The following is a 14,399-nucleotide window of genomic DNA, read 5'->3' as shown; positions in this document are numbered from 1 at the left end:
CGCCGGGTCGGGTATCCGGCCTCCGCGGCGATGTCTAAAGTTCGTTTGGTAAATTGGTAAAATGATCTCCTTCGCCGGGCGCGGCCGATGCGGGAGATCGCGCGTGACGAGGCGTTGCATGGCCACGGAAAAGAAGCTCAAGGATCCGGCGGAGGCAGCTCTGTCCGCGATCGAGCAGGCTCTCAACCTCGACATGCTCACGCCCGACACCTCCGAATCCCGCGTCGAACCGCGCCTTCCCGATGTCGGCGACGGTGATCCGCTCCTCGATCCGAGCGGCCGAACCCTGCCGCCCCGCCTCGACGAGCCCTTGGCCTCCGACCTGCCGCCGCCGGACCGCACCCGCCCCCGCCGCGAAGGTGGATTGCTGCCGCCCGACCGCTCGCTGGTGGCCAACGACGATCGCCAGAACATCGGCATCCTGCAGCAGACTCTGCGGGTGCGCCCGTCACCCCTGCCCTACCTCGTCGCGGCCGTGGTCTCGGCGGTGTGGTTCGCCTGCCTGCTGGGGTTGGCCTGGAGCCAGTCCGGCGGGGACCTGAAGACCTACGCGCACGGGCTCACGGCCCTGCAATCGGCGGTGGCGGCCACGGCCCTCCTCGGCCCCGTCGTGCTGTTCTTCATCATGGCGATGCTGGCCGTGCGCGCCCAGGAGATGCGCCTCGTGGCGCGTGCCGTGGGCGAAGTCGCCATTCGCCTCGCCGAGCCCGAGAACTTCTCCACCGACGCCGTGCTGACCATGTCGCAGACCGTTCGCCGCGAAGTCGCCGCCGTCGGCGACGGCGTCGAGCGGGCGCTCGCCCGTGCCGGTGAGCTCGAGACCCTGGTGCGCGGCGAGATCGCCACCCTGGAGCGGGCCTATTCGGAGAACGAGATCCGCATCCGCTCCCTCGTCGACGAACTCGTCGCCCAGCGCGAATCCATCGTCGCGAACGCCGAGCGCGTGAGGGGGGCCATTACGGGTTCGCACCAGAACCTGACGCAGGAGCTCGACGGTGCCGCCGAGCGCATCGTCGCGGCGGTGACGGACGCGGGCGAGCGCGTCACCGGCGCCCTCGACGCGCGCGGACAAGCCATCACCACGGCGCTGGGCGACCGGGGCGACGCCATTACGGCGGCCCTCGCCGAGGCGGGCGACCGCGTCGTCGGCCTGGTGACGGACCGGGGCGACGACCTCGTGCAGCGCCTCGCCGCGACCAGCGAGGGCGTGCGCGGCAGCCTGTCGGAGGTCGGAACGGCTCTCACCCAGTCCCTGGAGAGCCGCGCCGAGGAGGTCACCCAGGCCTTCGAGCGCACCGGGGGCCTCCTCACCACCACCCTCGCTGCCAATGCCGGCGACGTCGCCCGCACCCTCGCCCAGACCGGCGCCGAGGTGATCGAGACCCTCAACCGCGAGGGCAGCGCGGTCCGCAAGACCTTCGAGGACTCCGCCCGCGGTCTCGAGAACGCCTTCCTGGCGCGGGGCGGCGAGCTGACGGCCCAGTTCTCGACCACAGGCGGCGAGATCACCGCCCGCTTCGCCGAGACCGGCGACGCCCTGCGCGCGCATTTCGCCGCCACGGGCTCGACCCTGACCCAGGACATCGCCACCGTCGGCGGCGGCGTCTCCGACGCCATCGTGGCACGCGGCCGCGAGGCCGAGGAGCAGCTCGCCCGGGCCGCCAGCGGCGTCATCGAGGATTTCGGCACACGGGCCGACGCTCTGCGCGAGAACCTCATGCGCTCCGTCGAGGAAGCGGCCACCCTCGTCGATCGCAACGGCGGCGCCCTGGCCGACCGCATCGAGACCGTGACCGGTCGCCTTCACGAGACCATCACGGTCCAGGGCGGCGGCATCGCCGACCTCATCGAGGCCCGTGGCCGCGACGCTCAGGCCGGGTTCGCCCTGACGGCGAGCGGTCTCATCGAGACCCTGGATTCCCGTGCGGAGGCCGTGCGCCAGGGGCTCGCTCGCTCCGTCGCCGACATCACCAGCGGCATCGACAGCAGCGGCGGCGCCCTGGCGTCGCGCATCGAGGCCCTGGCCGGCCAGCTGCACGAGACCGTCACCGTCCGGGGCAGCGGCCTCGAAAGCGCCCTCGCGGTCACCGGCGACCGCGTCGGTGGCCTCATCGCCGAGCGGACCCGCGAGGCGACGGCGCAGGTCGACCGGCTCCTGTCCGATCTCGGCCATGCGCTCGAAGCCCGCACCAGGCAGACGGTCTCGACCCTCGAGGCCACCGCCGCGACCCTTGATGGCCAGTTCGGCGCCCGGACCCTGGAGGCGACGGAGACCCTGCGTCGCAGCGCCGAGGAGATCACCGTCGCCCTTGGTGCCTGCGCGGCCGAGGCCGCTCAGTCCCTGCGCCGCTCGTCGGCCGGCGCGACGGGCGAACTCGAAGCCCGCACCGTCGAGGCTGTCGAGATCTTCGAGCGCCGTCTCGCCGCCACCGCGAGCGAGCTGTCGAGCCGCACCGAGCAGGCCGCCGCTCTGCTCCGCCAACTCGCCGACGGCGTCGGCGGCGATGTCGCCGACCGCACCGAGGCCTCCGTCGCGGCCCTGCGCCGGACTCTCGAAGAGATCAACGCCGAGCTGTCCGTGCGCGCCGGCGAGGCGGCGGGCATCATCGACCGCGCGGCGCAGGGGATTGGCGGCGACCTCGGTGCCCGCGTCCGCGACGCCGAGGCGGCCCTCGGCAACCACGGCCGCACCCTCGGCGATCTCATCGCCGCCCATACTCAGGAGGCGCATTCGCAGCTGGCCACGGCGGGCCGCGACATCGTGCTGGCCATCACGGCGCAGGGCGCCCGGGTTAGCGACGCCCTCGGCGCGTCCGGCGAGCGTTTCAGCGAGACCACCCGGACCCGGGCCGACGCCATCGAGACCGTGTTCACCGATCGCCTCGCCGCGCTTCAGGACACCATCGCGAGGGGCGACATCATCGCCGAGCGTATCGCCCGCGACACCACCGCCCTCACCGAGACCGTGGGCGGCCAGCTCGAGGAGATGGACCGGATCATCACCGTGCGCGGCCAGGCCGTGGCGGAGACCATCGGCGCGCGCACCCGCGAGGCCCGCGAGGCCCTCGAGACCCAGCTCGGCGCCCTCGAGGAGCGCGGCGCGAAGCGCACCGCCGAGATCGGCGAGACCTTCTCGAACCTCGTCACCCATATCGATGGCCAGCTCGGCTCGCGCGCCACGGCGCTGAACGAAGCCCTGATCCTGCGCACGGCCGAGATGGCCCGGATCATGACCGAGGGCGGACGCGACCTCGTCCAGGTCCTTGATGCCCGCGCCGACACCATGGCGCAGGACATCGCCACCCGCAGCCTCAGCCTCGGCGATGCGCTGGGCGCCCGCGCGGCGGAGATCACCGACCGCCTCGACGGCCAGACCCGCGACCTCGCCCTGCGCCTCGACGAGGGCGCCGCGCGCTTCGATACCGGAATCCTGTCCCGCCTGGAGGCGATCGGCGCCACCCTCGAGGAGCGCAGCCGCCTCATCGACGAGACCTTCGGCACCCAGGCCATGGAGGCGATCCGCCTCATCGAGAGCCGTACCCGCGCCGTGGACGAGGATCTCGCCGCCCGCACCCGCGAACTCGTGGATATGATCGTCGAGCGCACGGGCGGGGCCAACACGGCCCTGTCGCAGCAGGCGCAGGGCATCCGCGACGCCTTCTCCGAGCGCGCCGACCATCTCGGCCGCCTCATCGACGAGCGCACCGCCGCCATGGGCAACGAGCTCGACGAGAAGGGCCGTGCCGTGTTCGGGGCTCTGGGTAGCCGGATCACCGAGCTCGCCCGGCTGCTCGACTCCGGCAGCAACGCCCTGGGCACCCTGCTGGAAACCCGCGGCGAGACCATCCTGGCCCGCCTGCGCGAAGTCGTGGCCGAGGCCGATCGTCTGCTGGGCGAGGGCGAAGGCCGCCTCGGCCGCACCCTCGACGGGCGGACCTCGGACATCAGTTCGCTCCTCGACGAGGGCGTCCGCACGGTCCATCAGCTCCTCGACGACCGCACGGGTGAGATCCGCGCGCTGCTCGACACCCACGCGCAGACCCTCGGCACCAGCTTCGAGGACCGGCTCGCGCCGCTCCAGGATAACCTCGACCTGCGCGGCCGCCGCTTCGTCGAGACCATCGAGGCGAGTCTCGGCAGCGCCGTCGGCGCCGTCGATGCCCGCACCCGGGCGCTGGCAGCCTTGTTCGACGAGCGCATCGGCCAGTTCGACGAGGTCGTCGAGCAGCGCGGCACGGGTCTCGCCGAGGCCGTCGAGGCACGCACCCACGCCCTGGCCACGACCTTCGACGACCGGATCGGGCGGCTCGATGCCCTGGTGAATCAGGACGGCGGCGGCTTCGCCACGGCCATCGATGATCGCATCCGGGCCCTCTCCACCCTATTCGACGCCCGCATCGGTGAACTCGACAGCCTCGTCGAGCGCCGCAGCGGCGGCCTCGCCGAGGCCGTGGATGGTGGTGCCCGCACCCTCGCCGCCCTGTTCGACCACCGCATCGGCCTCCTTGGGCAGGTCGTGGAGGGACGCGGCGCCCAGGTCACCGACGCCATCGACGCGCGGACGAACGCCATGGCGGCCCTGTTGGACGAGCGTCTCGGCAGCCTCGACGCCCTGGTGGACGGGCACGGTTCGCAGATCGGCCGAGCCCTCGAGGAGCGCACCCGCGCCCTCGCGAGCCTGTTCGACGAGCATCTCGGCGGATTGTCCGATCTCGTGGACGGTCGCAGCCAGCAGATCGGCCTGGCCCTCGATACCCGCGCGCAAGCCCTCGCGGCCCTGTTCGACGCGCGCATCGGTCGCCTCGACGCGGTCGTGGACCAGCACGGCTCGGGTCTCCACGATGCCGTGGAGACACAGATCCGGGCCCTCGTCACGGCGTTCGATGCCCGCATCGGCCAACTCCAGGCCCTGGTGAACGGGGATGGCGGCGGCTTCGCCGCGGCTGTCGAAGAGCGTATCCAGGCCCTCTCCACCCTGTTCGACACCCGGATCGGTGACCTCGACAACCTCGTCGAGCGCCGCAGCGGCGGCTTTGCGGAGACCGTGGATGGCCGCGCCCGCAGCCTCGCCGCCATGTTCGATCACCGCATCGGCCTCCTCGGCCAGATCGTCGAGGGGCGCGGCGCCCAGGTCACCGATGCCATCGACACGCGGACTCAGGCCCTGTCGAGCCTGTTCGACGAGCGCCTGAAGCACCTCGACGACCTCGTCGAGGGACGCGGCGCCGGCCTCGCCCGGTCCATGGAGAGCGGGACCGAGGGGTTGCGCGCCCAGTTCGATGCGATGCTCGCCGCCGTCGATGGGCTCATGGACAGCCGGACCGACGCCCTGACCGACCGGGTCGACGCGCGCACCCGCGCCCTGACGACCCTGTTCGACGAGCGCCTCCAGGCCCTCGACAGCCTCGTCGAAGGACGCGGCACGCGCCTCGCCGAATCGGTGGACAACCGGACCCAGGGCCTGCGCGTCCTGTTCGACGAGATGCTGACGGCCCTTGACGGACTCGTCGACAGCCGTGCCGAGACGCTGACCGACCGGGTCGACGCCCGCACCCACGCCCTCGTTGCCCTGTTCGACGAGCGTCTCAGGGTCCTCGACGGGCTCGTCGGCGACAGCGCCGGCTCCCTCACGGACCGCGTCGAGGAGCGCACCCGCACCCTCGCCTCGCTGTTCGACGAGGGGCTGGCCCGCCTCGACGGGATCGTGGACAGCCGGTCCGGTGCCCTCACCCATCAGGTCGATGCGAAGACGCAGGCCCTCGCTACGGTGTTCGACGAGCGCCTCGGCGCCCTCGACGCCCTCATCTCAGGCCGCGCGGCCGGTCTCGCCCGGACCATCGAGGCGGAAGGCGCCGCCCTCACCCAGGCCGTCGATGCCCGCAGCGAGGCCTTCACCAGCCGCATCGACAGCCGGATGAAGGTGTTCGCTTCCCTCGTCGCCTCGCGCGGCGATGCCCTGGCTGCGGCCTTCGACGACCGCCAGGACGCCTACGCGACCCTGGTCGACGAGCGCAGCGCGGCGATGCTGTCGGCCTTCGACGAGCGCGTCGGCCGTCATGCGGCCCTCGCCGAGGCCCATGCCGCCGCCCTCGCCTCCGCGCTTGACCAGCGCAACGAAGCCGTGGCCAGCCTCATCGACGGCCGCAATTCGGCGATGACGGAGGCGTTCGACCGCCGCTCCACGGCGTTGGCTGCTTTGGTCGAGGCGCGCGGCCAGTCCCTGGCCCAGCGTCTCGCCGACAGCGCGGAGACCATCACCCGCGCCATCGAGGAGCGCGGCGGCAGCCTCGTCGAGACCCTCGACGGACGCGGTTCGGACGTCGTCACGGCCATCGCCACGCAGTCCGAGCGCCTGCGCGCCGTGGTCGACGGTCCGGCCGCCGAGTTGGTCGAGGCCCTGACCGAGCGTGGCCACGCCATCGAGCGGGCGTTCGCCGAGACCGGCGCGCCCCTGGTCGAGGCGATCCGCCAGCGCACGGCCGATCTCGAGGCCCGCTCGCAGGCCTCCGCTGAATCCCTGCTGGCGGCCATCGACGGCGGCGCCTCGCGCGCCATCGCCACTCTCACTCAGGCCAACGACGCCCTGCGCCACGATGTCGGCGGTGTGCTCCAGCGCGTCGAGAGCGCCAACGCGGCGCTCACCGAACTCCTGGCAGGCGCGGGCGACAACCTCGGCAGCATCGAGACGGGCCTCGCCGCCCGCATCGAGCAGGTGCGGGAAGCCCTGGGCTCCATTGCCAGCGAGACCGAGCGGGCGAGCCGTGGCGTCGCCGAGCAGGTCGGGCAGCTCAAGGCGGTCGCGCAGGGGGCCCTGCGCGAGGCGGCCGAACTCGCTGCCTCCCTCGATGCCAGCGGTCGAACCTTGGGCGACCTCGGGCAGACCCATGCGGCGGCCCTGACGGGAGCCGCCGGCTCCCTGGAGACGGCCGAGGTCCGCCTCTCCGAAGTCCTGGCGGCACGGGGCGGCGCCATCGAGGGAGTGCTCGCCCGGATCGACGAGCGCTCGGGCTCCCTGGAGGCCGAGACCGCGCGCTTCGACGTGATGATCGAGAAGACCCTGCGCGCGGCCGAGGAGCGCGCCCGCACCATCGGCAGCGGCTTGGCCGAGACCGCACAGGGCGCCGGCGCCCGCGTGGTCGAGGCGTTCGAAGGCCTGCGCTCGGGCGCCGACACCCAGGGCGAGCGGACGGCACAGGCCGTGCGCGTGGCCATCGACGAGGCGTCGCGCCAGATGATGGCGGTGTTCGAGACCGCCTCGGGCCGGTTCGGTGAATCCGTCACGGGCCTGCGCGAGATGGCGACCGAGATCCGTCGCGAACTCGACGCCACCCGCGCCGAGATCCAGCGCGGCGTCCTCGACCTGCCGCGCGAGACCCAGGACGCCACCGGTGAGATGCGCCGGGTCGTCTCCGACCAGATCAAGGCGCTCGGCGAGTTGACGACCCTGGTCGCCCGCACCGACCGCAGCGTCGATGTCGCCCGCCCGCCCGCGACCCCGCCGAGCCCGGCCCAGGCGGCTCCGGTCCAGCCGACGCCCGCGCCATCGGTTCCCGCGCCGTCGGCCAAGGCCCCGGTCCGGGCTCCCGCCCCGGCGGCACCGAAGGCGACCCAGTCGATGACCATCGTGCCGGCTCCGGCCGGGCGTCCGGCCAACGTGGCCGCCCGCACGGGTGAGGCCCAGCGCGCGCAGGCCACCGGTGGAAAGGCCGGAGACCGCGGCTGGCTCTCCGACCTCCTGACCCGCGCGTCCCTCGACGACGACGGCGAGAACGCCGAGGCCGGACCGCAGGCCGCCACCGCCCCCGTCGCGAAGGGAGCGGCCGAGGCGAAGAACCCGACGGACAAGGCGACGGCCGAGCGCGGGCGCACGGCCCTGGAGACCATCTCGGCCGATATCGCCAAGATGATCGACCACCGCACGGCCGTGGACCTGTGGGAGCGCTACCGCCGGGGCGAGCCGAACCTGTTCGATCGCCGCATCTACACGGCGCAGGGTCGGCAGACCTTCGAGGAGGTGCGTCGCCGCTACGCGGGGGATGCCGATTTCCGCCGCACGGTGGACCGCTACGTCGCCGAGTTCGAGCGCCTGATGGCGGACGTCTCCCGAAACGACCGCGATTCCAAGCGCGCCGACGCCTACCTCACCTCGGAGACCGGAAAGGTCTACACGATGCTGGCCCATGCCAGCGGCCGCTTCGAGGGAGCGTGAGCCCGGGGTCGAGGCTCCCCCCACCCGACGAGGGGGAGCCTGCGCGGTGGCGGATCAGATGAGTCCGAGGCCGGCGAGTTCGCGGCGCAGGGATTCGGGCATCTCCGCCAAGTCGCCGGCGGTCGCGCCGTCGAGGTCTGCCGGGGCGTCCTCGGCCTTCAGGTAGCGCCAGCCCTGGAAAGGACGGCACGGGCGCGGCGAGACCGGAACCACCACGGGATCGAGCACGAGGCGGCAGCGGCCGATTCCGTCGGTGCCCGTGAACGGCGTGATGGCCGCGATGGTCTGGCGGCAGATGAGCGTGCCCTTGATCACCCAGTAGATCGACCCGCCGCCGACGATCTCCCGCATCCGCGTCGGCACCATGCGGGTGACGTGCGAGGGCGTGGTGTCACGTCCCTGGGCCAGGGCCTCGGCCCGGTTCTGGGCGATGCGCGCCTCGAGGTCCGCGATCGTCGCGGGACCGACGCTCAGCTTCAGGAGATGGAGAGCCATGATCGCTCTCCTAATGGGTTCTTCCGCACGGCGAACCTGGGGCTTCGACAGAAAACTCCGAGCCGCGACGCCGCACCCTCACGAGAACAAGGCGAGTTTCTCGTCTTCCGAGAGAGCATCGATGTCGGCGAAGGCGGCGGCGATGTCCTTCTTGGGATTGACGTCCTGATTCGGGACGGCGTCCGGCTCGGCGGCGGCCTCCTGGACCGGAATCGGCGCATCCGACGCCGCCGGCGTTTCGGCGCGAGCCTCCTCGGGGGAAGACGGCGATGGGGCAGCCTCCGAAACGACCTCCGGAGCGGTTGGGGACTCCAATTCGGTCTCCCGAAAATCCAACGCCGCATCGTCGAGGTCGAGGGACGCCATCGCTGCCGCGACGGGGGCGGCGGCGTCGATGAAGCGATCGACGTCGCTCTGGGACAGGTCGACGGGTTCGGCCGAGGCGGACTCGCCGGGGGCGGGCGGCACGGTGTCGAGGCTGTCGCCCCAGATCGCCATCATCGAGGCGACGCGCTCCTCGAGGTAGCGCAGGGTGTGGATGATGCGCGCCGTGCGCTGGGCCGTGAGATCCTGGAACGAGCAGGCCGTGTAGATCTCCGTGGCGCGCTGATCGAGGGCATCGCACAGGGCGGCGTCGGAGCCGGACTCGCGCAGGGTCCAGGCGGTCTCCTGCACGTCCTCGGCCGCGCCCAGGATGTCGGAGGTCGCCCGCTCCGTGGAGCGTACGATGGCGTCGAGGGCCATGGAGGCACCGCCGAGGCGGCTGGTCTCGTGGTCGGGCGTGCCGAGGGCGGCGATCTCGGCCTTGGTGCGGGCGATGGCGCCCGCCATGTCCATGAGGTCGCCGCGCATGCGCCCGACGTGGGAGCCGTCGCGCTCGCTGGTGACGACGGTTTCGAGGCGGGCGATGGCGCCCAGCACGGTCTGCGTATCCTCGCCCCGCGTGCGCCGGGCGTACTCGTCGAGGAACCAGCGCCCCCGTGCGCTCTCGGACATCGCCGTCTCGATGCGATCGTATTCCGAAACGTCGATGGACGTCAGCGAGCGGGAACGCGACATGAAGATCCGGGTCCTCGGGTTGCCGCGCTCGCCACAAGGGGCGACCGCGCGCATCCCGGATCATTGACACCATGGTTTTAACGCGGGCTTTACGGGTTCGGCCTCTCCGCAATGTCTCGCGCCCCCCGATCGACGTGTCCCACGCCGCCTTTCCACCCGAGCCGAGCCCGTTCCGGCTCGCCAGCCTCTACGCCGTGGTCTTCGTCGAGATCGGCATCGCCATGCCGTTCATGCCGGTGTGGCTGAACGCCCTGGGGCTCGAAGCCGGGATCATCGGGGCGCTCCTGGCGCTGCCCATCGCGGTCAAGATCGTCGCCACCGCACCGCTGGTCGGCCTCATCGACCGGGGCGTCGGCGCGCGCGCCCTCCTGGTCGCCGGAAGCCTCGCCCTGGCCGCCACCTACGCCCTGATGCCGGCGGGCGCGGCGCTGGGCTGGCCGGTGCTGGCGCTCCTCATCGCCCTCAACGCCGCCGCGGGGGCGCCCCTGGTGCCGAGCATCGACTACCTGACGCTCGCCGCCGTGCGCCGCAGCGCCCGCCTCGACTACGCCCGCATCCGGATGGCCGGCTCCATCGCGTTCCTGGCCGCGAACCTCGCCGGCGGGGCGGCGCTCGGTGTTCTCGGCGAGCATCTCGCCGTGCCGCTCCTCACTACGGCCCTCGCCCTCGTCGCCGCGTCCGTCTGCGCCGGTGTCCGCCTGGAACTCCCCGTCGCATCCGTCCCAACCACGAAGGCGGCCCGCATCCCCCTGCCCCCTATCCTTTGGCTCACCATCGCGGCCGGCGCGGCGATCCAGGCGAGCCACGCGGCGCTCTACGCTTTCGCCTCCATCCACTGGAGCATTCACGGTTTTTCGGCCCCCTGGATCGGCGCCCTGTGGGCCATCGGGGTGCTGGCCGAGATCGTCCTGTTCGCCGGCATCGGCCTGTGCCGGGAAGCTTGGCGCACGCCGTTCCGCCTCCTCGGCCTCGGCGCGGCGGCCGGTGCCGTGCGGGCCGTCGGTATGGTATTCTATGGCGATTCCCTCGGCGCCGTCGTCTGCCTCCAGACCCTGCACGGGTTCAGCTTCGGCGCGACGCAGCTCGGCGCCATGGCGGCGGTGTCGCGCTTCGCCCCCGAGGGCGCCCGCGGCCGGGCACAGGGAACGCTGAGTGCCACCAACGCCCTCGCGTCCGCTTGCGCGACCCTCATGAGCGGGCTCGCCTACGGCCAGGGCGGCGGCCCCCTCGCCTTCGGTCTGATGGCCCCGCTCGCCGTGCTCGGCCTGTGCCTGACGGCACGCGCCGCGCGCCTCGCGCGTGACGGGCGTCTTCACAGCGCCGCCTTTGTCCGTCAGCACCCGGATACGATTGCGTAACCCTAACCTGTGAGGAACGGGGGACGTGTGGAACGGAGTGGCGTGTCGTGCCGACCGCTGATGCCCTGTCGAACCCGGACGCCGCCGACGCCTCCGCCCTCACCGGCGGACGCATCGCCCTGCGCGGGCGATGGACCGTCGACCAGGGCAACGCCGTCGAGGCCGCCGCCGCCGCGATCTTTCGCGATGCCGAGCGGGGCTCCATCGTCGTCGATCTCACGGGCGTGACCCGCCTCGATACCCTCGGCGCCTGGGTGCTGGAGCGGACCCGGGCGGAGATCGAGGCCGCGGGCGGCCGTCTCGCCTATGCGGGCGCCAGCCCCGAGCATCGCATCCTGCTCGCCGAGGTCAAGCTGCCCGCGGCCGAGCCCGGTCCGGCGCCGCGCGGCCGGATGATCGGGTTCCTGCACGATTTCGGCGTGCGCGTGGTCGGCGCCCGCTCGGACCTCGTCACTGGCCTCGCCTTCTTCGGGGAGGTCGTCACCGCCTGCATCCGCGTAGCGACGCGGCCGGGGACATTCCGCGGCACGGCGTTCGTCAACCAGCTCGATCAGGTCGCCTTCCGGGGCGTGCCGATCATCGTCCTCATCTCGTTCCTCGTCGGCGGCATCGTCGCCCAGCAGGGCATCTTCCAGCTCCAGCGCTTCGGCGCGCAGAGCTTCGTCGTGAATCTCATCGGTCTCCTCATCCTGCGCGAGCTCGGGGTCCTCCTCACCTCGATCATGGTGGCGGGCCGCTCCGGGTCGGCCTTCACGGCGGAGATCGGCTCGATGCGCATGCGCGAGGAGGTCGACGCCCTGCGGGTCATGGGCCTCGATCCCATCGAGATCCTCATCGTCCCGCGCATCCTTGCCCTCGTCGTCGGGCTGCCGATCCTCGCCTTCCTCGCTTCCCTCGCGGCGCTCGCCGGCGGCGGCCTCACGGCGGCCCTCTACGGCGGGATGACCACGGAGGCGTTCCTCGCGCGGCTTCAGGTGGCGGTGTCGTTCCACCACGTCGCCGTGGGGCTCATCAAGGCGCCGTTCATGGCGCTCATCATCGGGATCATCGCGACCATCGAGGGTTTCGCCGTAGAGGGCTCGGCCGAATCGCTGGGTCGCCACGTCACGGCCTCAGTCGTGAAGTCAATCTTCATGGTCATCGTGCTCGATGGACTCTTCGCTGTCTTCTTCGCGGCAATCGATTTCTGACCCCGTGCAGACCGAACTCGCCCAGGCCGAGCGGCCGACCCGTGAACACAGGCCCGACGCCGCGCCGGATGCGATCATCCGTGTCCGCGACCTCGTGGTCGGCTTCGGCTCGAAGATCGTGATGAAGGGCCTCGACCTCGACATCCGCCGGGGCGAGATTTTAGGCTTCGTCGGTCCTTCGGGACAGGGCAAGTCGGTGCTGACCCGGACCATCCTCGGCCTCGTGCCGAAGCGCTCCGGCAGCATCACCGTGTTCGGCGAGGACGTGGACGGCCTCACCGTGGCCCGGCGCCGGCAGATCGAGCAGCGGTGGGGCGTACTGTTCCAGCAGGGTGCGCTGTTCTCGGCGCTCACCGTCAAGCAGAACATCCAGATGCCCATGCGCGAGCACCTCAACCTGTCCGAGCGCCTGCTCGACGAGTTCGCGCGCCTCAAGATCGAGATGGTCGGCCTCAAGCCGGACGCCGCCGACAAGCTGCCGTCCGAACTCTCCGGCGGCATGATCAAGCGCGCGGCCCTGGCCCGTTCCCTGGCGCTCGACCCCGAGATCCTGTTCCTCGACGAGCCGACCTCGGGCCTCGATCCCATCGGCGCCGGCGAGTTCGACGAACTCGTCGCCACCCTGAAGCAGACCCTGGGGCTGACCGTGTTCATGGTCACCCACGACCTCGACAGCCTCTACACCGCCTGCGATCGCATCGCGGCTCTGGGCGACGGCCAGATCATCGCGCAGGGCACCATTGAAGAGATGCTGGAAAGCGACCATCCCTGGCTGCGCTCCTACTTCCACGGCAAGCGCGGCCGCGCCGTGGTCTCGAACGGCCTGCGCCATGCCGCGGCCTGATCCCATCCACCGTGCGGTGACGCACGGCACATCCGCCACGAACCCGGGCATTCGCTGATCCCATGGAGACTCGTGCGAACTACGCCCTGATCGGCGCCTTCACCCTCGCCGTGCTGGTCGCCGCCTTCGGCTTCGTGTTCTGGCTGCAGGGCGGCTCGCGCAGCCAGGTCCGGCAGGCGGTGCGGATCGTCTTCTCCGGCAGCGTCGGGGGGTTGGCCAAGGGCTCGACGGTGGCGTTCAACGGCATCAAGGTCGGTGAGGTGACGGATGTGCGCCTGCTGCCGCAGGACCCGCGCCGGGTCGTCGCCGTGGTCGAGGTCGACCGCACCACGCCCCTGCGCGCCGACACCCGCGCCCGGCTCGATTCGGCGATGCTGACGGGCGTCTCCACCATCTCGCTGTCCGGCGGCAACGCCGACGCGCCGGTCCTCGGCACCGGCACGGGCGATCAGATGCCGACGATCTTCGCGGATTACTCCGACATCCAGGACATGATGGCGGCGGCCAAGCAGATCGCCCAGCGCGCCGACGACGTGCTCCAGCGCCTCGACAAGGTTGTGGCCGGCAATGAGGGCGCCATCACCCGCACCCTCGCCAACGTCGAGGCGTTCTCGAAGACCCTCGCGGATGCCGGCCCGGCGGTGAGCGGCCTCGTGAAGGCCATCGACGGGCAGAAGCTCAACCGGGTCATCGACAACGCCGACCGTTTCTCGGCGGCGCTGGCCGCCGGCAGCCCGGACATCGAGGGCGCCCTCAAGGACGCGCGCGGAATGATGGCCAAGCTCAACGCCTCGGCCGACCGCGTCGATGCCGTGCTGAAGGGCGCCGAGGGCTTTTTGGGCTCGGCTTCCGGCTCGGCCGGCACCAGCACCTTCACCGAAGTGCGCGAGGCCGCCATCTCCGTGCGCGACGCCGGCAAGGCGTTCCGGACCCTCAGCGAGAACCTCGACAAGCGGACCTCGAACATCGCCACGAGCTTCAACCGCCTGAGCGGGACCGGTCGGCGCGAGGTCGAGGCCCTGTCCACCGACGGGCAGCGCACCCTCAACACCCTCAACCGCACGGTGAAGAACCTCGAGCGCGACCCGAGCCAGGTGATCTTCGGCGGCAAGCCGTCGTTGCCGGAATACAACGGTGGCCGCTGAATGCAGCTCGGCCGGGATGAGCGTGTCCCGGCGCACGGCACGAAACGAGCTTTGCCGTAGTTTACGGTCCGCAGCCTGTCACGCTGCGAAGTCCGGATC

General features: G+C 71.7%; 7 protein-coding genes. 5 read left to right on the top strand and 2 right to left on the bottom strand.

The genetic code is table 11. The annotated features are described in order from the left end of the window. Positions 1-118 precede the first annotated feature (118 nt). A complete protein-coding gene (locus MKK49_RS20740; RefSeq protein ID WP_244031744.1) occupies positions 119-8,209 on the top strand; it encodes a hypothetical protein in 8,091 nt (2,696 codons plus the stop codon). 54 nt (positions 8,210-8,263) lie between these two features. On the opposite strand, the gene MKK49_RS20735 is transcribed toward MKK49_RS20740, so the two are convergent. Both MKK49_RS20735 and MKK49_RS20730 read right to left on the bottom strand, forming a co-directional pair. After that, positions 8,264-8,704, bottom strand: a complete 441-nt coding sequence (locus MKK49_RS20735; RefSeq protein ID WP_244031743.1) for a DUF1489 family protein — start codon at positions 8,702-8,704, stop codon at positions 8,264-8,266. A gap of 78 nt (positions 8,705-8,782) precedes the next feature. Continuing rightward, positions 8,783-9,763, bottom strand: a complete 981-nt coding sequence (locus MKK49_RS20730) for a hypothetical protein (RefSeq protein WP_244031742.1) — start codon at positions 9,761-9,763, stop codon at positions 8,783-8,785. Positions 9,764-9,897: 134 nt separating this feature from the next. On the opposite strand from MKK49_RS20730, the gene MKK49_RS20725 reads away from it, so the two are divergent. The 4 genes from MKK49_RS20725 to MKK49_RS20710 all read left to right on the top strand — a co-directional run bounded on the left by MKK49_RS20725 (position 9,898) and on the right by MKK49_RS20710 (position 14,300). After that, positions 9,898-11,121, top strand: a complete 1,224-nt coding sequence (locus tag MKK49_RS20725; protein WP_244031740.1) for an MFS transporter — start codon at positions 9,898-9,900, stop codon at positions 11,119-11,121. 47 nt (positions 11,122-11,168) lie between these two features. Next, complete coding sequence (locus MKK49_RS20720; protein WP_244031739.1) at positions 11,169-12,311, top strand: ABC transporter permease; 1,143 nt, start codon at positions 11,169-11,171, stop codon at positions 12,309-12,311. A gap of 121 nt (positions 12,312-12,432) precedes the next feature. Next, complete coding sequence (locus MKK49_RS20715) at positions 12,433-13,155, top strand: ABC transporter ATP-binding protein (RefSeq protein WP_279595683.1); 723 nt, start codon at positions 12,433-12,435, stop codon at positions 13,153-13,155. A 62-nt stretch (positions 13,156-13,217) separates the two neighbouring features. Continuing rightward, complete coding sequence (locus tag MKK49_RS20710) at positions 13,218-14,300, top strand: MlaD family protein (RefSeq protein WP_244031738.1); 1,083 nt, start codon at positions 13,218-13,220, stop codon at positions 14,298-14,300. Positions 14,301-14,399 lie beyond the last annotated feature (99 nt).

Origin of the sequence: Methylobacterium sp. J-090 (assembly GCF_022829345.1) — a bacterium.
Taxonomy (GTDB): Bacteria; Pseudomonadota; Alphaproteobacteria; order Rhizobiales; family Beijerinckiaceae; genus Methylobacterium.
This window is presented reverse-complemented; position numbering and strand designations above follow the sequence as displayed.